Here is a 19301-nt window from a genome sequence, read left to right as displayed (position 1 = left end):
GCCGTCGGGCGGTGCCGTGGCGTGCTGATGTACGTGGACGGGCAGTCTATCGGACTGGCCTCCGAATAATCATTCAGGAACGAGTCTGCGCAACCTCAGCCGAAGGAGGGGACGAGCTTCCTCTTGCCGCCCCCGTCCTTCCAGGCCAAGGTCGCGTCGAACTTCTTTCCCTTGCTCGAGGTGAAGCCAGTACCCTTGATCGTCTTGCCCGCGGCCAGTGCCGCGAGCTGATCGTCGGTGAAGGCAACCCCGCACCAGCTCTTCGGCGGGGAGTCCAGGGAGGCCTCGAAGTCAGGCACGATCTTCTTACCCTCACCCTTCTTCTCCTCGCGGAAGAAGACCTTGCACTGGAAGCGGTTACCCTTCTTTGAGACGAAGTCGCTGGACTCGACGCCCTCGCCAGCCATGAGGCGGTCGATCTCCTCGGGCGTAAAGGTGTAGTGGCACCAGGACGCCGGCGGCAGCGCGTTGCCGCTGGCGTCGCGGCGGCCGAAGCCGAGCTTCTGGAACCCGACGAACTTCCGGCCCTTGAAGGTGCCCTCGTCAAGCTCGCCGAAGACCTCGTAGGCCTTGCCCGTGGTGCTCTTCGCCGAAAACTCGATCGTCTCCCCGGCCAGCAGCCGGGCGACCTCGTCGTCGGTGAAGCGGTGGCCGCCCCACTCACGCGCGAACACCACATCCTTGCCCGTCTTGGCCCAGGTGCCCTGCACCCGCTCCTTCCGGGTGACGGCCTCCTCCTTGAGCCCCAGTGCGGAGCGCATCGTCGCGGCGTTCTTCTGCATGGTCGCGATGTCCTCGCGCACCCAGTCGGCCACGACCGCGAGGCGCTCCTCTGCGCTCGGGCCGGTGCCCGCGGCAATCTCCTTCATATCGGCATAAACCTTCTCGGTCAGCGCCAGATCGCCGATCCGGGTCCCCGGCAGGAGCCGCCAGCTCATGTCCCCGGCCTCGGCGAGGGTGAGCTTGCGGCCCTTCTCCAACAGCAGCGGGTACTTCGTCTTCGTCGAGGTCACCTCGGAGTACGTCGAGGTCCGGGTGGCACCGGTGCCCACGTCGCGCTTCTCCAGCTGCTTCATCAGCCACTTCATGCTCGGGTGCTCGGGGCGCTTGTTCGCACCCTCGAAGACGAAGGGCTCAGCGTTGGTGCCCAGGCCCTTGGCCGATTCGTTCTCGTCGCCCTCGGCGGTGTCGTCGCCGGCGTCCGGATCGAACACCGCCTTCCAGCCCGCCGACAGCGGGACGTTGGCGATGCCCACGAAGTCCGGGTAGTCCTTGACGTGGCCCTTCTGCTGCTCATAGATGTAGTCCTCGGCGATCATCGCCAGGTAGTTCTTGCCCAGCGTCTCGTAGATCAGGCGGCCGGCCTTGCCGAAGCGCTGCTCGACTTCGTCCAGTGAAGCGGGCACCTTCTGGCCCGGCCGGTTCGCACCGTGCGCGCCCTGGGGCTTGACGTGCGTCTTGCGCGGCTGGCGGTGCGTCAGGAGCTTCACGTCCACACCCACGACCCCGGCAATCTTGTCCACCAGAGGCGCGAGCTCGTCGAACTGCTCGGGCGTGATCGTCACGTCGGCAGTACGCGGGTAGCTGACGGCCTGGGCCTCGTACATGGACTGGTAGGTCGAAAGCACCAGCTGGGCCTTGACCCCCTTGCCCACCAGGAGCGAGGACAGTGCGGCCAGGTCCAGCAGCTTCGGTGGCGCGGTCTGCTTCGCCGCCTTGCCGTCGAGCACGACGGGGGAGGGGCCGTACTGGTTCGGCACCTGGTCCTTCTGGTCGAACCGCGGCTCCTCCGAGTTCGTGTACATCACGTCGTTCTTGTCACGGAACCGGTTCTGGAAGAACGGCTTCTTGACGTAGTCGTTGTACGCCTTCAGCTGGTCGCCGACGAGCTTGACCATCGCCGACTTCAGCCGGCCCTGGCGCAGCACCGTGTCCTGCCCGGACTGACGCGCCATGTTCGTGGCGATGCGGGTGAACTGCATCGAGAGCAGGTCGAACTGCGAGCGGTAGCGCGCCTTCTTGTATTCGTCGAAGTCCAGGAGTGACGGAATGACCTTGCGCGCGGTGAAAGCCTTCTGCAGCGAGGCCGGGGCCTCGTCGGTGAAGTACATGCGCGACCACTTGCCCGGCTTGAGCCCCAGCTCCAGGAAGGCGTTGACTGCGATCATGCCGCCCTCGCCGGTGGGGTCAACGTCGGTGGCGATCACAATCTCGTCGCACTTGCCCAGGGTCCGCTTCACGTCCTGGGCGACAGAGCTCGCGTTCTTGATCACCTCCAGGCTCCAGTCCAGCTGCTGCGGGTCCCAGGGCAGATTGCCCAGGTCCCAGGTCCGGTACTTTCCGGCCACGTCCGGATCCGCCACCATCAGGTGCGGATCGACGAACTCGTACAGGTGCCCCCGGGCGTGGGCGATGACAAACTGCTCCCCGTTGTACGTGCCGTTCATGCCGCCGAGGGCAACGGCGAAGTGCCGCGCCGCGCTCGGCTTCTCGGTGAGGATCCCGACAACCATCATGACTCCCTTTCGTCGGTGACTCATAAACCAGTCGACTCATAAATCAGTCACAAGTCTATAGATAGAACGAGTCGAATGGCGAGTCCCGACGAGTCGCTCCGCGAGTCGAATGAGAGCTGCGGGACCCGCGCCGGCACGCCGCTCAGAGAAGGCCTGGATCATTCACGGCGACCCCAGATCGAGGTAACGTCTATAGAGTCGCCACCCGCTCACGCCCGACCCAGGAGCACGAATCCCATGGCTCTCGACCACGCTTTCCTGCGCACACCACAGGACTTCAGCAGCATGCTCATCGAGATGCAGGAGGGCAGCTGGCCGCCGGACGAGGCGGACGTCATCCGTATCGCCCAAGGGTGCTCAATGCTGATCGAGTGCATCGACGCCTGGGAGAGCGCCACGCACGGCAAGAATGTCTTCGACGTCGCCCGCGGAGAGATCTGCACGGCCGACGTACGGCGGCTCCTCGCCCAGGAAGTCTCACTGAGCTACGAGGGCGACGTCGCGGTGCTGCTGGTGCCACCTGCGGACGAACGTGTGCGCGTGGAAATCCGTGCCGACGTCGACGAATACCAGGGCCTGCTGCGCCGTCCGGAGATGGTCCTGGATTGGGAGCAGGATGGCAAGCAGCACGAGCACTACATCTCACTCAAGCCCAAGGGTGCGCACTGGTACATGCTGTCGCAGCTGCGCGACGACATGAAGGAAGGCCGGCTCGCCGTCCGGTCCTAGCTCCGCCGGCCGTGGGCCTCCTGCGGCCTCTAGAATGAAATCAGCCCGTTGCCTGATGGCACCGGGCTGATGGGTTCGACAACAGAGGGGCGCAGGTCAGCGGCCCAGGTTCACGGGACGGCCGGTTTCGCCATTCCGACGCGCCGGAGAGCCGCATTCACTGCAGCGATTCTTCTTCAGTATCGTTGGCACTGCCTGTCAACTCTGCGCGTCGGGCCTCAAACAGCATTTCATTGATTGCGAACTCCGCGTTCCCTGACCACGCTTCGCTGCCGAATGCAGTGATGTCGTAGTACTCGGGGATGCCGTCGCCTTCCGGATCGGTAAAGCCAACCCCAAGGTCGTCGCATTTCAGCATGACCTTCCGCTCGCCATACGAAGCCGTCAACTCCCAGTTGCCGAAGTAACTGCCGTAAATGGTGAGATCCAAGGGGACCCCGGCAACGTCTACCAGCAGATTGGAGGATTGACTCCTTCTCTGTTCCGGCCAAGACGCCAGACCATCAAGTTCGACGGTGACCCCCGGGACCAGAGTAAGAGCATCCATGACGTTGTCCAGCGCGTCACTTTGCTCCCTCCAGCCACTTCCACCTGCATCGACATAGCAATTTGTCACCAGCGCATCCTCAGCTGACGTGGAGCCAGCGGGCAGGGAAATATCCGCTCGCAGAAGGGCCCTTGGAACAGTTGCTTCCTGCGTCCTGGTGCTTCCACGGCTCCACGGAGATTCCAGAAGGCCTGCGATCCTCACCTCCGCAAGATAGAAGGCCGTGAACGTCAATGCAGTGGCGTCCTGCTTGGTGTGGTTGAGGCCGACGAGTTTGGCCGAGGCGGCATCGACGTCGAACGAAAGGGAGGAAATATCGTCGGGCACCAGATCCTCCCAGTCACCCATATTCCCTTCGCTGATCGTGACGTCCCGCAACAGAACATTGCCCTCGTAGGCAAGCCGCAGAGCCAAGCTGAGCCCGTCGGCATCACTTGGAACTGAACCAAATATCTTTTCGGTGGCCCTCCTGAGATCGCTGAAGATGTGGGGACCTTCGGTCCCGAGCCACTGCTGATAGGCGGTGCGGGTGTCCTTATCTGCCGAGACAACTACATACTCCAGGTCCCGACTTCGCCCCTCATGGATGTACGCCCGGAGGTGAGCACTGTCGGCTGCGCCGGTTTTTACCTCACTCTTTCGTTTGGCCGGTCCTTCCAGCAGGATCTGGTCACGAAGAGCTTCATGGGCAAAATCTGCGGTACTGAGGATACGGATGCTGGACCCCAAGGATGTGATGACCCCGCTCAGGTCCAGCGCGATGTCTTTGGCTGTCTTTTCATCCGGGACCTCCACCGAAAACCCGGCACTGTGAAGCTTCTTTGTCGCAGCCCGGAGTGATACGTGGTGGGCGTGTAGGTGCTGGCCCCATTCCCAGATAACGGTGTCCGTTACCCAGATTTCAATGCGCCCGTGCTTATCAGCGCGGGAACAAAGAGACCTCAGTGTTTCCATGCCGGGCGCTTCGGCGAAGATGTTTGTGTCGAGCGCGATTGCTCCGACGCGGCTGAAGTTCGGATCGGACCCGGGAGCAGTTTCCATGCCCTGATCGTCGGGCAAAGTTCACCGATTCGACAAATTGTCCCGTCACAAGCCCTTTTTACGGTTCGCGGAGACGCACCCCAGGACCGTTCGCTGTATCCCAGTGCGTCACGGCGCTCATCGGATCGGCCGCCCTTCCCGCTCGCGCTCGAGCTTCGCCTGCTTCTTCGTCGCCTCCCGCACCCGGTCGCGGACGAAGACCGCGTCCTTGTGCGTAATCGGTGCTTCGTGGATGTTGTGCGATCCGCGCAGGAAGTTGCTCGTGCGGTCCGCGATCGAGTACGCGAGTGCCTGCTCGATCGCCGCGCTGGTCTCCTTTACCTCACCCAGCTGCCCGTGCAGCGCGGCCAGGCCCTCGGTCTGCTCACGGCCCCTCCGTTCCAGGGCTTCCATGCGCGCCGCGATACTGCCCAGCAGCGGATCACGGGAGCGGAACAGCTGCGCCGCGCGCCGGGTGGCGGCATCGGTCGCCAGTCCAAGGTCGAGCTGGGCCAGCAGAAAGGCCGTGACCAGGCTTGCCTGGCTCAACCGCTCGGCGAACTCGCGGGCTGCCGTGTCGCCGACACCGAGCTCACGGACGGCCGCTGAGCGCAGCTGCTCCCGCAGCGCACCGACGATGGCCTCGGGCAGGGCCCGGACGGCAGGCTGGCTCTTCACGCCCTCGAGCCGGAAGCCGCTCTGTGGCAACGACTCGCTGCCTTCGTCACCTCCGCCGGAGCCGCCCCTGGCCGCCGCAGACTGCACGGCCTCCTGATGGTCGGTGTGCTGGAGCGGGACGGGCGGGATGAGGTTGGCATCTTCCGGCGGCGACACCGGGAGGGCCGCGGGGTGCGCTTCGGCGTCAACGTCGTCGTGCACCTGCGGCATTGCTGCTGTGTCCACGGCGACCGCGTCGCTCTGGGCCGGGGGAGTGGCGCTGCCTGCTCCCGAGCCTCCCCGCTGTCCGGCACCGGTGTCCCGGTCAAGGTTCTCGGCGCTCTGCTGCGGGGCCTCATCCTTCTCCGGCGTGTCCTGCTCCGGCTCCGCCGGCTGTGCCCGTTCCTGGGCCCGCTTCAGGCCCTCGCTCCCGCCGGTCCGGTACGCATCGAGGAAGGACGTATCGACGTCCATCAGCTCGTCGGTGGACGGCATGATCTCGTTCAGACCCTGGCTCACGTCAGCTCCCCGTTCTCCTCGTCCAGCAGATAGTTGTCGCCCCTGGTCAGCCCGAGCAGGGAATCGAAGCCCATGGTCACGACCCGCTCGAGGTTGGCGTTGTTCGTCGAAAGCGCCTTGAGCTCGTCGACGACCTGGTTGATGCGCGCGGTGAGCAGATCAGGGATGTCGAAGTCGAGATTCTCGCGCCGGATCTTCTCGGCGATCGCCTCGGCGTAGTACTCGTTGGCGGAGGGATAGCCGCGCCGCCGTGCCCAGTACTCCGCCCGCTGCTTCTCGTCCGAGGACAGGCGGGTAAAGACCCGCTCCCTGCGGTCGCTGCCGTTCGGGTCGGTGCTCGGTCCACCGGACCTGCTCGCAGCCCGCGGAGCGGGAGGCGCAGCCTTCGGCTCGTCGACGACGGTCATCTCTGGCCACTCCTGTCATATTCGACTGATGTACGAGTCCATTCTAACGTCATTCGAATGCCTGTCACGAATAATTGGTCAGTGACTTGTGACAGACCTTTGCGGAGAGATCGGGCAGAGAGGTAGAGTCATCTGCGTCACCCGGTCAGCGCCTGATCGCGTGTCCCAGGCGGCCTCGGTTCCTCGACCCCAAGGCCGGGGCCGCTGAACGTTGGTTCGCACCTCCCGTTCGTGCGAAAACGAGAAGGCCCCGACGCGCATGAAGCGCACCGGGGCCTTTATTCCTGCCTGCAGTCCCAGAGCCCAGGCCAGTCCGGTCCGCCCGGCATTTGCTCCACGTTGCGTGCCGTTCCCGCCCGGGCGTACGATTCCATCGAACATATGTTCGAAAAGGAAGTGGACATGCAGGCCTCGCAGCCAGAACCGTTGGCGCTCGACGAGCCGCTGATACTCCCGTTTGCGCCGGAAGCCGTCGCCTGCGGCTTCCCCAGCCCTGCAGAGGGATATTGGTCCGGGGACCTTGATCTTGTCCAGCACCTGGTCCGGGACCCAACCTGCACATTCGTCTGGCGTGCAGCCGGCCATTCCATGACCGGAGCCGGAATCAATGACGGCGACCTGCTGCTCGTGGACCGGGGGATCGATCCCGTTCCGGGCAAGATCGTGATCGCCGTCGTTGACGGCGAATACACCGTCAAGCGGCTGGACGTCATCCAGGGACGTACCGTTCTCGTGGCAGAGAACCTTGACTATGCGGACATCGTTCTCCACGAACACACCGAGATGTCAGTCTGGGGCGTGGTCACATGGATTCTGTCTCCTGCGAAAACCAAACGTGGTGTCAGACCCCGCCTATAGTCTCCAGCCGTGGCAATGACGACTCTCACCCCAGCACCCGATCAAATCGCGCTCGTAGACTGCGTCTCCTTTTACGCCAACGCGGAGCGCGTCTTCGACCCCACGCTGCATGACCGGCCGACCCTTGTCCTCTCGAACAATGACGGCTGTGTGGTTGCCGCGTGCCCGCTGGTGAAGGAGCTCGATCCTGACATCATGGGCAAGCCGTGGTTCAAGATCCACGGCTGGTGCCAGGCCAAGGGCGTCGAAGCCAGGTCATCGAACTATGAGCTCTATGGCTCGCTGAGTGCACGGGTTGCCACCATTCTGGGCCGCTTCAGTGCGTGGCAGGAAGTGTATTCGATCGACGAAAGCTGGCTGAAGCTGCGGGGCGCTCCTGAAGAACTCGAATCACGGGGACAGGAGATCCGACGGACTGTCCTCCAGCTGACCGGCATTCCTGTCCGCGTCGCGATCGGTCCCACGAAGACCCTCGCCAAGGTAGCGGCTCTCGGCATCAAGAAAAACCCCGCTTTCAATGGAGTTCTCGATCTCCGGCGGTTTTCGGACGAGCAGCTTGACCGGATCCTTGACTCCCTCCATGTGACTGACCTCTGGGGCGTCGCCGGGCGTAACGGCAAGCGCCTGGCTGCGCTCGGCATCCACACGGCCAGAGAACTGCGCGACGCTGATGCCAAATGGCTCCGTAAACGATTCTCCGTCGTCATGGAAAGAACCATCCTGGAGCTGCGCGGGCAAAAATGCATCGAGCTGGAGACCCAGCCGCCGGCTGCCAAGGACCAGCTGATCTATTCCAGGAGCTTTTCGCGCAAGCTTACGGACCCTGACGAGATGCATCAGGTTCTGTCGATCTACGCCCAGCGGGTCTCAGCACGTCTTCGGGCCCAGGGGTCCGTCGCCGGCGTGCTCTCGGTGTGGGCTTCGACCGGCTGGGCCGATGAAGGAACCGTCCCGCATTCAGCCCACCGGGCTGTTCCGCTGGCCATGCCGACCGATGACCCGATCGCGCTTACGAAAGCTGCCAGTGTGATCCTGCCTGATCTGTTTCCGACCGCCGGTATCCGCTACGCCCGTGCAGGAGTTGTACTCACGGGACTGCGCGCGGGTGACGGCGTTCAGTTCCTACCTGTGTTCCAATCCGAATTCGAAGATCGGGGAGTAGGTAAGGTACTTGACGAAATCACGAGAAAGCTCGGCGCGCAGGCAGTGGGTGTGGGCCTGGGTGGCATGAAGACCCCGCCGGCGTGGGAGATGAAGCGCGCCATGCTCTCGAAGCGCTGCACGACCCACTGGGACGAGCTGCCGGTCGCTGTGGCATAGCGAGGTAAGGGAAGCGCAGGACCTCAACAGCACCCGCGCCGGCAGCAAACTCGAGCAGCCACCTGCCACATTAAAGCGCGGCTTCGAGTTCCTCCCAGGAATACCCGAACATGTAATCCTCATCCTTACCGTGTGAGGCCCAGATCTGAGCTGCATCGTAAACACTCAGCGCCTCGCTGTCGCCATCGTCATCGTCATCGTCATCAAGACCGTAGCGGCACTCAAGGCAGTACATCTCGGAGTAAACAAACTTTTTCACCAGGGGCGTCCCACAGTTGGGACACGGGGGCGTTTCACCCTCGTAGACATCGATCTCGTCCCAGCTTTTTTCCTTCTTCGCGAGGAAATCAAAGATACCCAAAGGCCCTACCGTCCCAATACGTCCCGCCGAAGCCGTTTCTGATATGAGATAAACCGCTGACGACAAGCACAACCGCAATTTTCGACACGGTCAGTATCCCATGCGCCTGTTAGGTACTACCTCCACGCGAGTAAGGCGATACCTGGACGAACTTTGTCTCGGTGCCGCCGGGACCGTAGCGCTGCAACCGCTGGTGGCCACTGACACTATGCTCGGTCGGAGACTTTCTGATGGCTTCATCACCGATGCCTTCGAAAGCCGTCTCCGTAAACTCAGGGACTTTCTCCAAGAGCGCGGTGCTGACCTGCTTGAATGCTTCGGGCGACCTCAGTGTCAACAAGGTGACCGCGCCAGCAGCCGCAAGAGCGCCAACGGCGAGACCTGTCTTGAAAGCCGGATGCTCCTTGATCCGCTGCCAGCGGGTCGGGTCCTGGCTCATATCCTGCTCGCAGGCTCCGGCGGCCTCAGGGCGCACTTCAATGGGCTCAGACTGGACTGACTTGTCCTTGGGCTGCTGAAGACGTGATGGATTGAGCGGCTGCGCCCGATCGAACGGGCTTTCTTGATCATGACCGGGCACTCAGGCAGTCTATCCTTTACCGGCAATCCCAGTCTCACTCCGGTCTTAGGCAGGCTACTCACTGCGCATGCTGTTACTTGAGAACTTTCTCTTCTCCAACGGACAGAGGACGGCCGGGCAGGGCTCTATGCTCAGAGCTATGGAGGTTGAATTGACCATTGAAGATGCCCAGGGCGAAATGATGCGCGTCAGCGCGACGGGCCCCGACTATGGCACCACCCTGGCCGCGGCGAAGGCCAAAATCCCGGAAGGATCCCGGATGATCATCATTCGCGTTCCGGACCGTGAGGGGTAACCGTTTCAGTATGCTCCTCCGCCCGGATACCCTGCTGAATTCACCTGGCCCCTTCCCAGCAAGGTCCTGGTCCGGCCTGAAGCAAGCAGTCCGGCATCAGGAAGCACCAACCATACAACCAAGACAGCGCCCGCTAAGGTTGGTCATTGCCAGGTCTGGCCACACCAGCAACGGCTCTCTTCGTGTTCCTGGATGACCAGGACCCGTTCCTCGCCGAGCAGAATGATGTCTTCGTAGCTGAGCATGCCTCCAGTGCAGCATCGGTTGCCGACTGCAGGTAGGGGAGTCCTGGCGTATGTGGAAAACCGCAGGGACGATCAAGCTCGTTCCGGTATGCCCAGCCGCCTTATTCCATGGTCCTTCAACCTCCATCCGAGCCAGGCCTACCATGGAGGAGGGGAGCTCCGTCGGCCGATTGTCGGGACAGGTCATGGCACCACACAACGCGAATAGGCGGGACAACCGCACCCCTGGAATTGCAACATTGCGCCCCGGGCACCGCATCAGGGAAATACGCCAGGACCTCCATGACCGACACCCCGCCCGGGCCCGCTACCAGGTCATTGCTGCTCATCATCCGTTAGCCGGCGGGGCACCCCTTGTGCCCCCGGCCTCGGATGAATACCAGATCCGTCTCTACACGCGGTCCCGCAGCGGAGACGTAAGGATGCGACTCGCCGCGGTCAGGGAGGCCATAGCAACCTCGCCATATGTCTGGGAGGACCTCGCCGATGATGGCGTGCGGGAATGGGTTGAGCCTTCGATTGAGGACGATGTGCTGTTGTCGGCTGCACTGGTGTCTCTGGGAACTTTGAGCGCCGAGGAACGCCCTTATTTGGGGTGGTCGAGGAGATCTACGAGATTCTGACAAGTGCAGAAGCGGAATACTGGCACCGGGCCGTATCAGGCCGCCGCCGGCACTGACCGAATCAGCCTGGTTCCGAGATCCTACGGACCAAACGTCGTTCTTGAACCTATGAAGCATGGGCCTCTCGGCTGAACTCTGCAAGAATCACGGCATGGTCGACCGCACTGCGTCCGATGAGCACTACGTGCTTGACCTGTGCGATGGCGTCCTCGGCATGAGCAGCTGTCGCCAAGCGACGTTCGATTGGCTCCGCGGCGACCCGTCCCCTTTGCGACCCCTCGGAACCAAGCTGCCCGTGGACGGCTTTTGGTCCGATCTCAAGCTCGTCGTCGAGTTCCAGGAGGAGCAGCATTCGAAACCGTCACCGTTCTTCGATCGGCGGCAGACCGTCTCTGGTGTGGGTCGCGGCGAGCAACGTCGCCTCTACGACGAACGCAAGCGACTTCTTATCCCCGAACATGGATTGAAGCTCGTTGTGATCGAGAAGTCCGCGTTCATCGTCAAGTCGAAGCGTATCCGGCGCGACCCGACGAGGGACATTGCCGTGGTGCGCGCGCACCTCGGCAATGCGCAGCCAAAACGGCTCTAGTGCCGACGTCGCCATCGAAGTGCTGTGATCGGTAGAAGCCAGTCAACGGCATGACGAAAACCCGCGATGGATGAGCCTCAGACCTTTGCGCTGGCAGTGCAGTCCACGAGTGCCGAGGTGAAGTCCTTCGACTTCCAGATCTTCTTGTCCTCGTCCTTCGGCAGGAAGTCCGAGATCGATCCGGCCCCTATTGGTGCGCCGCCGGCGAGGAAGCGCAGCGTCTCCTGTGAGAACCCCGCCTGGAAGACGACGCCCGCCAGGCAAGCGCCCGAGGCTGCGTAGGTCTTCTTCTGATCCTCGTTCAGCGCATAGGAGGAGAACGTCGAAACGAGCCCCGCGGTCAGCTGTGAGGAGGAGTTGATGCTCGTGCCCTGCGGCACCGTGAACTTCGGCGTGAGATCCGGCTGCCGGGCCTGGGGGAGCTCCTGTCCCTGCTTCGGCGGCACGTAGACCTGATCCTTGCCGTCCTTGCTGGTCGTGGCACCCGGGGCCGGGGTCGGCGGGATCACCGCGTCGACGCAAGCGTCGAACTTGTCGCGCAGCTCGGGGGAGAGCATGATCGCGGCGTCCATCGCGCTGACCTCGCGCAGGCCATTTGCCACCGCGGCGATGTCGTCGCTGCCCTTGCCCACGATGTAGGCCTGCGCGGCGTCCGAGAGGTTCTTGTCCTGGACGGCGCGGACCAGGCACGCGCCGCCGTCGGTGCTCTTGGCCCCGGTGCCCTGGAACACGAGCCGGTCCAGCGCCTTGCCGAGGTCCTGGCTGGTCACCTTCGCCGCGCTGGTGCTCGGGCTCGGCGACGGCTGCGCCGTCTCTGAGCCGGCGGAGCATCCGGCGAGCAGGCTGCCCAGCACCGCCAGTGCGGCGGCGGACAATGCCGCCTTCCTCGTCATCGGGGTCTTCATCGCCATGGCCTCTCCTGTCGGGTCGATGTCTGCGCCGGATGGCACAGAGCCCGCATCCGACTGGTCTTCCAGTACATCTTATCCGATAGGCCAATCGAATGGTCTATCGGTTGATGCGCGAAGAGCGACACCAAAGACGGCTGACAGAAGGTCTGCGCCAGGCCCTGGCGATGCCTGGTATCGCCAGGGGGCAGCTGGGCTGGGAGGGATCAACGGAGTTGATCCGGACGGGTGCTCGACGCGTCCCGAGCGCGTCACCGGTCCCTGAGTGGGCCGGGTCGGGACGGCTTGCCGCGCCCGGACGACGCCGAGCGAGAGAGGGACTGCCAATGACCCGGACGACTGTGCCGACGGACCTGATGCCGCGCTGCCAGATCGCGGACCCGCAGGTGCAGGAGCACCTGCCGTGCCAGCACCACGAGAGCGGCGGCGTCCAGTGCGAGAACCCCGATCCGCACACGGACGATCACTGGATCTCGGAGCACACAATTTCCCACGCGCTGGCCGGAAACGGCTACGCCTGCACGGCATTCGACCCCGCAGAGCCGGCCCGAGCCTTCCAAGGGCCTGTCCAGGCCTACACCGAACAGCAGATGGTCGACGCGCTCCTGCGCTGCGCCGCGGACCGGGACAGCCTCCCGCGCAACGACTACATCCGCCGCAGACACGACGACGAACCATCCGCGCCGCTGCTGGAGCGCCGGTTCGGCTCCTGGAATGCAGCCCTGGAGAGAGCGGGGCTGAACACCACCGAGCAGCCGCTGCACTTCCAGGGCGCGACCACGAAGTGGACCGAGGAGATGATCCTCGACGCCCTGCGCGAGTGCTGGATCAAGACCGGCTCCATCGCCGTGCTCGCCTACGAGGCCTGGCGCACCGGCGGCACCGACGGCATCTGCCGGACCCATGTTCCGCCGGCGGCCACCATCCGGTTCCGGATGGGGAGCTGGTCGCGGGCCACGCAGCTCGCCGTGGGCTGAGCCGGCGGCCCTGGCGCAGGTGGCTGCCATCCCGCTCATCCCACTGACCGCACACAGACCGCACACAGACCGAAGGACTCCATCATGACGATCGCCCGCCCCCTCCATGACGTCATCGACGACGCACCTCCGTCGGACGCCATCGCACAGCAGATCCAACTGCAGGCCGCCGCTGCGCTCCTGCCCGAACAAGAGTGGTGCGGCGGCTGCACCCCCGGGGACGATCCGGTCCCCGACGTCGAGGGCGGCATCCCTGGCATGCCGCAGGACGTCGTCCTGCGCACGACAGAGCAGCTGTCGCTGCCCGCGGACTGGAAGACCGCCTGGGGCCCGGCCCCGCTCTACGACATCGCCCACCTCGCCTGTGGGCACACCGTTACCCGCCGGGCCTCCTGACCCGGGCAGGGATGCAGCGACGCAGCGCAGCTGCGCCGGGGGACTCATCGACTGAACCATCGACCAGTGAAGGAGCGTCCCGCTCATGCCCCTGACACCACTGCAGAGCTGGGCCCTCATTGTGCTCCTCGCCGCCTTTGTGCTCGGGCTTATCTGGCTCTACGCCGAGGCCGAGGCTGCGCTCCGGCGCAAACATACAGACAAGGCGGCGGCACAGCAGCCGCAGGCCGAGGAGGCAGACAGCTCACTCGTTCCCATTCCTGTACCTACCGCCCGCCCGACCCTTCGTCTCATCCAGGGGCAGGGCCAGGCCTCCGCGAGGTCCCGTCGCGGTCCCGCCGAGGTCTACGACTGGGCCCGCCGGGGAATCTAAAGAGACCCCTTCCGGCCCCTGGCCTCCTGCGGGGCTGGGTCAAGACTTCATGCGGCCCACCGCCGCACCACGAACAGCCCCGGGCCGTCGCGAGAAGCGCCGGACACGCCGTTCCTGCCGCAGCCCGGCAACGAAGCCACGGCGGCCCGGGGTCAACAACCATTCACCTGCCCGTGCAGGCATCGAAAGCGAGAAGAACAATGGACCAGACCATCGCACCGCCCCTCATCAAGCACAGCGTCGCCGTCGACTTCGGCGTCATCGAGCTCACGGGCACCCTTCAGCACGCCGACGCCCAGCGCAGCCTCGTACTCCTGACCGAGGAGGCCCCCGAGCGCATCTCGGTGAACCTCGAGGCATATGGCCTCGTAGCCGGCCAGGGGCGAGTGTTCATCAAGGACTGGTCGGAACACGCTGGCCTGGCCGAGCGCCTGCAGGAGGCGGGGCTCGTGCGCATCATGCGCTCCGTGACCGTCGGCCCGTTCGCCTCCACCGCCCACGAAGTCGAGGTGACGCTCTGATGGCCGCGGACACCCATGCGCTGAGCATCCTGAAGCTGAGCACCGGCCACCTCGAGAAGATCGAACAGCTCCAGGGACGGATGCTCGCCCTCGGCGAGGAACAGCTGGAGGTCGCGCGCCGCCAGCTCGAGGCCCAGGACACGCAGAACATCCTCGCCTGGCTGCAGCTGCAGCAGGCCCAGGGGCATACACCCGACCCGACGCTCGTGGACCTGGTCCGCCGGCGGTTGCGAATCTGAAGCAGACAGGAGAAGCGCCATGGACAACATCATCGAGAGCGCCGGAGTCCTCATCGCCACTCTTGCCTTCATGATCTGCCTCGCGTGGCTGGGCTGGTTGCTGTTCCGGCGACGGTTCCCGAACCGGGACGGGCAGATCGCGTACCTGGAGGAGGACTACCGGCGGGCCTGCGAGAGCGGAGACGTGGCCGCGGCCGATCAGATCGAGGCTGAACTCTGGGATCTGGGGGCAGCACCGGGCTGGCCTGGGGCCGGGCGTACCGGGTTCGATCAGCGCAGCTGATGCGGGACCCGTGATGCAAGGGCATCTGGGATCAACGCAGTTGATCCGGAAGGAGCACTGAGGAGCGCTCGATCAGCACAGCTGATCCGAGTCTTCATTCGAAAGATCATCGTCTGATCAGCACAGCTGATCCGGATGGGGGTCTGAGAGACAACCGAACACTTCATCTCACCATCGCGCGCGGAGCAGGGACACTGCCCGCGCGTTTCGTGCACAACGAGGAGAAACACTCATGTCGAACCCCCGCAACTCCGCCACCGTCATCGGCCGCCTGACCAAGGACCCGGTCGTCTTCAACAACCAGGACGGCTCCAAGAAGGTCGCGTTCACCCTGATGGCCGATCACAACTACACCGACAGCCAGGGCAACCGCGGAGCTGACGCTGTGCCGGTCGAGGCTTTCGTGCGCGCGACCACCAACGGCATCGGCCCGTTCGCGAGCATCCACAAGGGTGACCTCGTGGCCGTGAACCTCAAGCTGCGCCAGGACCGCTACACCAAGAACGGCGTCGAGGTCTTCGAGCTCAAGGCAGTCGTCGAGGACATCACGTTCCTCGAGCCCCGCTCGGTGACCCAGGCCCGCGTGAACGAGCGCGTCGCTGCCGCCGAGGCGCAGAACCAGGCCCTGCAGACCCAGCCGGCTCCGGCTCCCGTCGCAGCCGCTGCCGCACCGCAGCCGGCCGTCGCCAGCGCCGTCCACAGCGAGGAGCTGCCCTTCTCCTGAGAAGCGCGCCCCGCACCCAGCACAACCCACAACTGAATAACAACCGAATAGGCGGGTCGCACACGCCGACAGTCCCCGTCCGAGGAGCCTCGCGCTGCTCGGACGGGGATCTGCTTTTGCTGGCCGCCGTCCTGCCCTGCCCCCAACGTCATTAGCCAAGAGAAGGAGTTCCGCCATGCAGATCGCCGCCGACGCGACCGTCGAGGCCACCGATCACGACCAGGCCCTGCACGCAGGGCTCACCGCCGTCGTCGGCTCGGTGATCACCGACCACCCCGGACCGGATGTCGAGGCCATGGTCGACGACGTCGTCACCGCCGTCATCCAGAAGCTGCGCCTTCACGCCAGCCAGGTCTTCGTCGCCGATCACGGTGGTGCCCGCCCCGTGGAGCGCTTCCGCACCGTCACCGGGCGAATGGACCTGGAGGACCCGGAATGAGCCTGGTCCAGCAGCTCGAGCCCGCCGCCGAGGTCCAGCCGGCTGCCGGGCTTCCCGCGGCGGCGCGGATCCTCGCCGAGGCATATCCCCAGATCGTCGACTTCGACCCCAGTGGGATGACGATCGAAGAAGTGCACTACTTCCTCGGTGAGTCGGCTGCCGTCGCCTTCTTCCAGTTCCTGGTCCTCACCAAGCGGTGCAAGGCCGCCGTCGGGATCCGGCGCTGAGAGCTTCCGTACAGAGCGGTTTGATCCCTCCGTGGCTCCGGCCCCACCAGCGCCCCGCGCGCCCTGCCCTGCCCTCCCGGCAGCAGCGGCGTGGCGGGGCGCTGTCTTTTCGTTCAGGTTTCGTTCGTGGCCTGTGTGGAGGGGATCGGCACAGCCGACCCGGATCTGACGACGAAGGACAACGTCCCCGTCCTGCCACACTTCACTGGAGGTCCGCCATGTCTGGTCTCAGCTGCCCCAACGATGGCGCGCCGATGGAGTCCGACGCCACCGCCACGGCCCGCGAACGGGCCGGCCGGCGCGGTTGCGCCTGCACCCACACCTGCCTGGAGTGCGGCTACTCCGAGATCCCCTGATCACCGCCCATCAACCGAGGAGGGGCCATGTCGACCTCCGTGCAGCACCGTCATCACCGCAACCACGACCACACCCTCACCGGCTTCCTGTCCGCCGTCACAGCGGTCTGCCAGGAGCTGAACGCCGCCGACGACGCCGACGAGCTCGAGCGCCACGTCGGCTGGGTCTCGCACTCGTGCGAGCCGGACTACCAGGTGCTCGTCGAGCTGATCGGCCCCGCGCCGGGCCTCGCCCTGCAGCTGGTCATCGACCTGGACATCGACTCGACGGTCGCCTCCGCGCAGATCGTCGGCACGGCCGATGACGAGTCGTTCACGACGGACGTCGAGGTCGGAGTCCGGTTCCTGTCCCATCTCGTCGAGCACCACCTCGCGCCAGCGGCCAGGCCGTGCGACGGCTGCACGGCTCCGGACTCCCTGCGGGCACCGACCTGGAAGTGAGTGGCGAACGGCTCCTCGTCCCTTTCGTCACAACCCCTCGCCGGCTCCTTCCCGGAACCGGCCCACGGCGCTCTAGCTCAGCGGAAGAGCACTCGGCGTTCTGACTGCCCGCGGTTCGATTCCGCATCAATCCCTGGTCGGGCAGACCCAGGCAACAGGCCCGTTGCAGGGCGACGCACGAGAGGTCGCGGGTTCGATCCCCGTGAGCGCCACAGACCCAGGGTCGTACAGGCCCGCGCGATCCATCAGCTGCACCAGCTGCACCAGCCAGAAGGGCACTGCCATGACCGACACCATCACCCCCGCCTTCCTCGACATCGTCAAAGACGGCGGTCCTGCGGTCCAGGAGGTTCTGTTGCGCTCGACCGAGCGCCACCGCATCCTCGGCGGCAAGAGCGCCCGGATGCTGCGCCGGGGCGACCGGGTCGCGCTGCGCGACCTGAACCCTGATCTGGATGGCGGCACAGCCGTCGTCGAGCAGGTGCGGCCCTCGGTGGGCAGCACTGTCCACATCCTCACCGTCGGCGGTGAGGCCCACCTCGTCCGCGGCTCGCGCCTCGTGCTCGTCGCCCGCGGACCGGAACAACCCTGACCAGCAAGGAAACCGCCATGTACACCGGACCCATCAGCAACGGCATGCTGCTCGGCATGACGCACAAGGGACGCAGCGCATTGATCCGCGAGCTCAGCCCGTACGTGCGCCGCAAGCTCGCACACATCGCCTCGCTCGGTGCCGAACAGGAGACCAGGAAAGCCGCCGAGCACTTCGACGCTGGCCGGCGCGTCTGGGCCGGTACCAGGCTCGACCACGCCCAGTCACTGAGCCGGCTCGCTGCTGAGCTCACGGGCGAGCCCGACGGCGTCTTCATCGTCGAACCCATCGACTCCGGATCCGTCGCGGCAGGCAACTGATCTCTCTCACTGGACCCCTGGCACCGAGCCCATCGCTCAGGGCCGGGGGTCCTGTCTTTCTCTTTCCGGAACAGCCAGCACAGCTGGCTCGGGCGTGCCCGTGGAGAAGCACGCCTGCCACCCCGGCCAGAGCGCCCGACGACCACTCCAGCAAGGAACCCCACCATGAAGCGCACCCCTTCCGGATCTGTCTTCGGCGGCCTCATCGCCGCCGTGCTCTGTATCGTCACGCTGACCGGCTGCGAGGACCTGCCGAAGGCCCCCGGCGTCCCGGGTACGCCGTCCACCAGCACTGCGGCAGCCCAGGACCCGGGACAGGTGTCCTCTGGCAAACCGGCGAGCGTGGAGACCAAAGTCATCCGTGTCATCGACGGCGACACCGTCGCCGTGCTGCCGGTGGCCGGCCTGCTCGAGGCGACCGACAAGCATCTCGGGATCCCCGAGCACACAGTCAGGCTCCTGGGCATCGACGCGCCCGAAATGAACTATCACAAGGATGCCGAGCCCGAGTGCGGCGCTAGGGCCGCCACTGATCATCTTGGCGGCATCCTGCCGCAGGGCATGCCAGTGACCATCGAGTTCGACCCCGGGGCAGACAGAACTGACCGTTATGGCCGTTCTCTCGCCTACGTCATCACACCGGCCCACAACGACGCCGCGCGACAGCAGGTCACCGACGGCTACGCCATGCCCTGGTTCCCCAAGGGCGAGCCGGAGCCCCAGCGGATCCCCGAGTACCGCACGGCGGCTGACAACGCCGTGGCACTGCATGCCGGTGCGCACTCACAGTGCTCCTCCATCGGCCGCGGCTGAGCTGCTGCACTTACAGACTACGAACCAGGAGAACCACATGCCCATCCCTACAGCACCCTCTGAGCTGGACGAACTCCAGGTCGGCGACAAGGTCCTCGTCAAGAGGGTCCTCGACCACCCCGCCTGGATGAAGCAGGTCCCGTGCGATCCCCGCAATGGCTCCACCACGAAGTACGTCCGCGACCCGCAGGTCGTGGAGGAGCTGGGGGTGAGCAGCGTGATGGACCGCCGGGCGGTACCCGCGATCGCAGCTGCCGGCAACTGGCCGGGACGTGAGGCGCACACGCTGGTCCGCCTGCCCAACGGCTTCTGGTACGACTGCGCCACCGGCCTGCAGGACGGGTCCGGATCCACGCGCATCGAACGCATGCACTGAGCCTGAAAAGAGCCCGGCACGGGGGAGAGCCCCTGGTGCCGGGCTCGTCT

Annotated in this window: 27 protein-coding genes and 1 tRNA gene; 21 read left to right on the top strand and 7 right to left on the bottom strand. The window is 64.9% G+C overall.

Annotated features, from left to right (window positions below):
- Positions 1-95 precede the first annotated feature (95 nt).
- Entirely contained in the window at positions 96-2540 is a 2445-nt protein-coding gene (locus tag ACPJW8_RS11120; RefSeq protein WP_425256326.1) for a DNA topoisomerase, read from the bottom strand.
- Between the two features lie 213 nt (positions 2541-2753).
- Between ACPJW8_RS11120 and ACPJW8_RS11115 the strand changes: the two genes are divergently transcribed.
- Complete coding sequence (locus ACPJW8_RS11115; RefSeq protein WP_330194406.1) at positions 2754-3245, top strand: hypothetical protein; 492 nt, start codon at positions 2754-2756, stop codon at positions 3243-3245.
- 157 nt (positions 3246-3402) lie between these two features.
- Here ACPJW8_RS11115 and ACPJW8_RS11110 read toward each other — a convergent pair whose 3' ends face one another.
- The 3 genes from ACPJW8_RS11110 to ACPJW8_RS11100 form a co-directional block, all read right to left on the bottom strand.
- The gene (locus ACPJW8_RS11110) at positions 3403-4833 is read right to left on the bottom strand and encodes a hypothetical protein (protein WP_330194407.1); all 1431 of its coding nucleotides are present in this window, start codon (positions 4831-4833) and stop codon (positions 3403-3405) included.
- A 117-nt stretch (positions 4834-4950) separates the two neighbouring features.
- On the bottom strand, positions 4951-5988 hold the full coding sequence (locus tag ACPJW8_RS11105) for a hypothetical protein (RefSeq protein ID WP_330194408.1): 1038 nt from the start codon (positions 5986-5988) through the stop codon (positions 4951-4953).
- The gene (locus ACPJW8_RS11100) at positions 5985-6395 is read right to left on the bottom strand and encodes a hypothetical protein (RefSeq protein ID WP_330194409.1); all 411 of its coding nucleotides are present in this window, start codon (positions 6393-6395) and stop codon (positions 5985-5987) included. The genes ACPJW8_RS11105 and ACPJW8_RS11100 overlap by 4 nt, the downstream gene beginning before the upstream one ends.
- Before the next feature lie 381 nt (positions 6396-6776).
- Here ACPJW8_RS11100 and ACPJW8_RS11095 point away from each other — a divergent pair, with 381 nt between their 5' ends.
- Complete coding sequence (locus ACPJW8_RS11095) at positions 6777-7253, top strand: translesion error-prone DNA polymerase V autoproteolytic subunit (protein ID WP_330194410.1); 477 nt, start codon at positions 6777-6779, stop codon at positions 7251-7253.
- 15 nt (positions 7254-7268) lie between these two features.
- The gene (locus ACPJW8_RS11090; protein WP_330194438.1) at positions 7269-8573 is read left to right on the top strand and encodes a Y-family DNA polymerase; all 1305 of its coding nucleotides are present in this window, start codon (positions 7269-7271) and stop codon (positions 8571-8573) included.
- A 70-nt stretch (positions 8574-8643) separates the two neighbouring features.
- Here the strand turns inward: ACPJW8_RS11090 and ACPJW8_RS11085 are convergent, their stop codons facing one another.
- The gene (locus ACPJW8_RS11085; RefSeq protein WP_330194411.1) at positions 8644-8934 is read right to left on the bottom strand and encodes a hypothetical protein; all 291 of its coding nucleotides are present in this window, start codon (positions 8932-8934) and stop codon (positions 8644-8646) included.
- A gap of 109 nt (positions 8935-9043) precedes the next feature.
- A complete protein-coding gene (locus ACPJW8_RS11080) occupies positions 9044-9514 on the bottom strand; it encodes a hypothetical protein (RefSeq protein WP_330194412.1) in 471 nt (156 codons plus the stop codon).
- Between the two features lie 139 nt (positions 9515-9653).
- Here ACPJW8_RS11080 and ACPJW8_RS11075 point away from each other — a divergent pair, with 139 nt between their 5' ends.
- Both ACPJW8_RS11075 and ACPJW8_RS11070 read left to right on the top strand, forming a co-directional pair.
- Positions 9654-9809, top strand: coding sequence for a hypothetical protein (locus ACPJW8_RS11075; protein ID WP_316963704.1), 156 nt, complete (start codon positions 9654-9656; stop codon positions 9807-9809).
- Positions 9810-10828: 1019 nt separating this feature from the next.
- The gene (locus ACPJW8_RS11070) at positions 10829-11266 is read left to right on the top strand and encodes a hypothetical protein (RefSeq protein WP_056388145.1); all 438 of its coding nucleotides are present in this window, start codon (positions 10829-10831) and stop codon (positions 11264-11266) included.
- A 77-nt stretch (positions 11267-11343) separates the two neighbouring features.
- On the opposite strand, the gene ACPJW8_RS11065 is transcribed toward ACPJW8_RS11070, so the two are convergent.
- A complete protein-coding gene (locus ACPJW8_RS11065; protein WP_330194413.1) occupies positions 11344-12177 on the bottom strand; it encodes a hypothetical protein in 834 nt (277 codons plus the stop codon).
- 323 nt (positions 12178-12500) lie between these two features.
- On the opposite strand from ACPJW8_RS11065, the gene ACPJW8_RS11060 reads away from it, so the two are divergent.
- The 16 genes from ACPJW8_RS11060 to ACPJW8_RS10985 all read left to right on the top strand — a co-directional run bounded on the left by ACPJW8_RS11060 (position 12501) and on the right by ACPJW8_RS10985 (position 19251).
- Entirely contained in the window at positions 12501-13151 is a 651-nt protein-coding gene (locus ACPJW8_RS11060; protein ID WP_142938832.1) for a homing endonuclease associated repeat-containing protein, read from the top strand.
- An 84-nt stretch (positions 13152-13235) separates the two neighbouring features.
- On the top strand, positions 13236-13547 hold the full coding sequence (locus tag ACPJW8_RS11055) for a hypothetical protein (RefSeq protein WP_330194414.1): 312 nt from the start codon (positions 13236-13238) through the stop codon (positions 13545-13547).
- An 85-nt stretch (positions 13548-13632) separates the two neighbouring features.
- Positions 13633-13920 carry a hypothetical protein gene (locus ACPJW8_RS11050; protein ID WP_330194415.1) on the top strand — a complete coding sequence of 96 codons (288 nt, stop codon included), beginning with the start codon at positions 13633-13635 and terminating at the stop codon, positions 13918-13920.
- Positions 13921-14120: 200 nt separating this feature from the next.
- Positions 14121-14441 carry a hypothetical protein gene (locus tag ACPJW8_RS11045; protein WP_330194416.1) on the top strand — a complete coding sequence of 107 codons (321 nt, stop codon included), beginning with the start codon at positions 14121-14123 and terminating at the stop codon, positions 14439-14441.
- Positions 14441-14680, top strand: coding sequence for a hypothetical protein (locus tag ACPJW8_RS11040; protein ID WP_330194417.1), 240 nt, complete (start codon positions 14441-14443; stop codon positions 14678-14680). Before ACPJW8_RS11045 ends, ACPJW8_RS11040 begins: the two co-directional genes overlap by 1 nt.
- A gap of 19 nt (positions 14681-14699) precedes the next feature.
- Complete coding sequence (locus ACPJW8_RS11035) at positions 14700-14963, top strand: hypothetical protein (RefSeq protein WP_257370978.1); 264 nt, start codon at positions 14700-14702, stop codon at positions 14961-14963.
- A 232-nt stretch (positions 14964-15195) separates the two neighbouring features.
- On the top strand, positions 15196-15687 hold the full coding sequence (locus ACPJW8_RS11030) for a single-stranded DNA-binding protein (RefSeq protein WP_021473537.1): 492 nt from the start codon (positions 15196-15198) through the stop codon (positions 15685-15687).
- Between the two features lie 175 nt (positions 15688-15862).
- Complete coding sequence (locus tag ACPJW8_RS11025; protein WP_330194418.1) at positions 15863-16126, top strand: hypothetical protein; 264 nt, start codon at positions 15863-15865, stop codon at positions 16124-16126.
- A complete protein-coding gene (locus ACPJW8_RS11020) occupies positions 16123-16353 on the top strand; it encodes a hypothetical protein (RefSeq protein ID WP_330194419.1) in 231 nt (76 codons plus the stop codon). Before ACPJW8_RS11025 ends, ACPJW8_RS11020 begins: the two co-directional genes overlap by 4 nt.
- 218 nt (positions 16354-16571) lie before the next feature.
- Complete coding sequence (locus ACPJW8_RS11015) at positions 16572-16709, top strand: hypothetical protein (protein WP_330194420.1); 138 nt, start codon at positions 16572-16574, stop codon at positions 16707-16709.
- 27 nt (positions 16710-16736) lie between these two features.
- Complete coding sequence (locus tag ACPJW8_RS11010; protein ID WP_225496609.1) at positions 16737-17150, top strand: hypothetical protein; 414 nt, start codon at positions 16737-16739, stop codon at positions 17148-17150.
- 66 nt (positions 17151-17216) lie between these two features.
- Positions 17217-17362 (top strand) — tRNA-OTHER (locus tag ACPJW8_RS11005).
- 71 nt (positions 17363-17433) lie between these two features.
- Positions 17434-17742: a hypothetical protein gene (locus ACPJW8_RS11000; protein WP_142938841.1), complete on the top strand. Its 309-nt coding sequence runs from the start codon at positions 17434-17436 to the stop codon at positions 17740-17742.
- Between the two features lie 17 nt (positions 17743-17759).
- Positions 17760-18062, top strand: a complete 303-nt coding sequence (locus tag ACPJW8_RS10995) for a hypothetical protein (protein WP_330194421.1) — start codon at positions 17760-17762, stop codon at positions 18060-18062.
- 165 nt (positions 18063-18227) lie between these two features.
- On the top strand, positions 18228-18875 hold the full coding sequence (locus ACPJW8_RS10990) for a thermonuclease family protein (protein WP_330194422.1): 648 nt from the start codon (positions 18228-18230) through the stop codon (positions 18873-18875).
- Positions 18876-18912: 37 nt separating this feature from the next.
- Positions 18913-19251: a hypothetical protein gene (locus ACPJW8_RS10985; RefSeq protein ID WP_071416399.1), complete on the top strand. Its 339-nt coding sequence runs from the start codon at positions 18913-18915 to the stop codon at positions 19249-19251.
- The last annotated feature ends 50 nt before the right edge of the window (positions 19252-19301 follow it).

This window comes from Pseudarthrobacter sp. J47 (genome assembly GCF_049810315.1).
In the GTDB taxonomy this organism is placed as follows: Bacteria; Actinomycetota; Actinomycetes; order Actinomycetales; family Micrococcaceae; genus Arthrobacter.
The sequence above is the reverse complement of the archived record's forward strand: the minus strand, read 5'-3'. Positions and strand labels throughout refer to the sequence as shown.

Bases quoted from the DNA above. Each gene is read 5' to 3' on its own strand.
- ACPJW8_RS11120 (WP_425256326.1), bottom strand. From the start codon at position 2,540: ATGAGTCACCGACGAAAGGGAGTCATGATGGTTGTCGGGATCCTCACC.
- ACPJW8_RS11115 (WP_330194406.1), top strand. From the start codon at position 2,754: ATGGCTCTCGACCACGCTTTCCTGCGCACACCACAGGACTTCAGCAGC.
- ACPJW8_RS11110 (WP_330194407.1), bottom strand. From the start codon at position 4,833: ATGGAAACTGCTCCCGGGTCCGATCCGAACTTCAGCCGCGTCGGAGCA.
- ACPJW8_RS11100 (WP_330194409.1), bottom strand. From the start codon at position 6,395: ATGACCGTCGTCGACGAGCCGAAGGCTGCGCCTCCCGCTCCGCGGGCT.
- ACPJW8_RS11095 (WP_330194410.1), top strand. From the start codon at position 6,777: ATGTTCGAAAAGGAAGTGGACATGCAGGCCTCGCAGCCAGAACCGTTG.
- ACPJW8_RS11090 (WP_330194438.1), top strand. From the start codon at position 7,269: ATGACGACTCTCACCCCAGCACCCGATCAAATCGCGCTCGTAGACTGC.
- ACPJW8_RS11075 (WP_316963704.1), top strand. From the start codon at position 9,654: ATGGAGGTTGAATTGACCATTGAAGATGCCCAGGGCGAAATGATGCGC.
- ACPJW8_RS11070 (WP_056388145.1), top strand. From the start codon at position 10,829: ATGGTCGACCGCACTGCGTCCGATGAGCACTACGTGCTTGACCTGTGC.
- ACPJW8_RS11065 (WP_330194413.1), bottom strand. From the start codon at position 12,177: ATGGCGATGAAGACCCCGATGACGAGGAAGGCGGCATTGTCCGCCGCC.
- ACPJW8_RS11060 (WP_142938832.1), top strand. From the start codon at position 12,501: ATGACCCGGACGACTGTGCCGACGGACCTGATGCCGCGCTGCCAGATC.
- ACPJW8_RS11055 (WP_330194414.1), top strand. From the start codon at position 13,236: ATGACGATCGCCCGCCCCCTCCATGACGTCATCGACGACGCACCTCCG.
- ACPJW8_RS11050 (WP_330194415.1), top strand. From the start codon at position 13,633: ATGCCCCTGACACCACTGCAGAGCTGGGCCCTCATTGTGCTCCTCGCC.
- ACPJW8_RS11045 (WP_330194416.1), top strand. From the start codon at position 14,121: ATGGACCAGACCATCGCACCGCCCCTCATCAAGCACAGCGTCGCCGTC.
- ACPJW8_RS11040 (WP_330194417.1), top strand. From the start codon at position 14,441: ATGGCCGCGGACACCCATGCGCTGAGCATCCTGAAGCTGAGCACCGGC.
- ACPJW8_RS11035 (WP_257370978.1), top strand. From the start codon at position 14,700: ATGGACAACATCATCGAGAGCGCCGGAGTCCTCATCGCCACTCTTGCC.
- ACPJW8_RS11030 (WP_021473537.1), top strand. From the start codon at position 15,196: ATGTCGAACCCCCGCAACTCCGCCACCGTCATCGGCCGCCTGACCAAG.
- ACPJW8_RS11025 (WP_330194418.1), top strand. From the start codon at position 15,863: ATGCAGATCGCCGCCGACGCGACCGTCGAGGCCACCGATCACGACCAG.
- ACPJW8_RS11020 (WP_330194419.1), top strand. From the start codon at position 16,123: ATGAGCCTGGTCCAGCAGCTCGAGCCCGCCGCCGAGGTCCAGCCGGCT.
- ACPJW8_RS11015 (WP_330194420.1), top strand. From the start codon at position 16,572: ATGTCTGGTCTCAGCTGCCCCAACGATGGCGCGCCGATGGAGTCCGAC.
- ACPJW8_RS11010 (WP_225496609.1), top strand. From the start codon at position 16,737: ATGTCGACCTCCGTGCAGCACCGTCATCACCGCAACCACGACCACACC.
- ACPJW8_RS11000 (WP_142938841.1), top strand. From the start codon at position 17,434: ATGACCGACACCATCACCCCCGCCTTCCTCGACATCGTCAAAGACGGC.
- ACPJW8_RS10995 (WP_330194421.1), top strand. From the start codon at position 17,760: ATGTACACCGGACCCATCAGCAACGGCATGCTGCTCGGCATGACGCAC.
- ACPJW8_RS10990 (WP_330194422.1), top strand. From the start codon at position 18,228: ATGAAGCGCACCCCTTCCGGATCTGTCTTCGGCGGCCTCATCGCCGCC.
- ACPJW8_RS10985 (WP_071416399.1), top strand. From the start codon at position 18,913: ATGCCCATCCCTACAGCACCCTCTGAGCTGGACGAACTCCAGGTCGGC.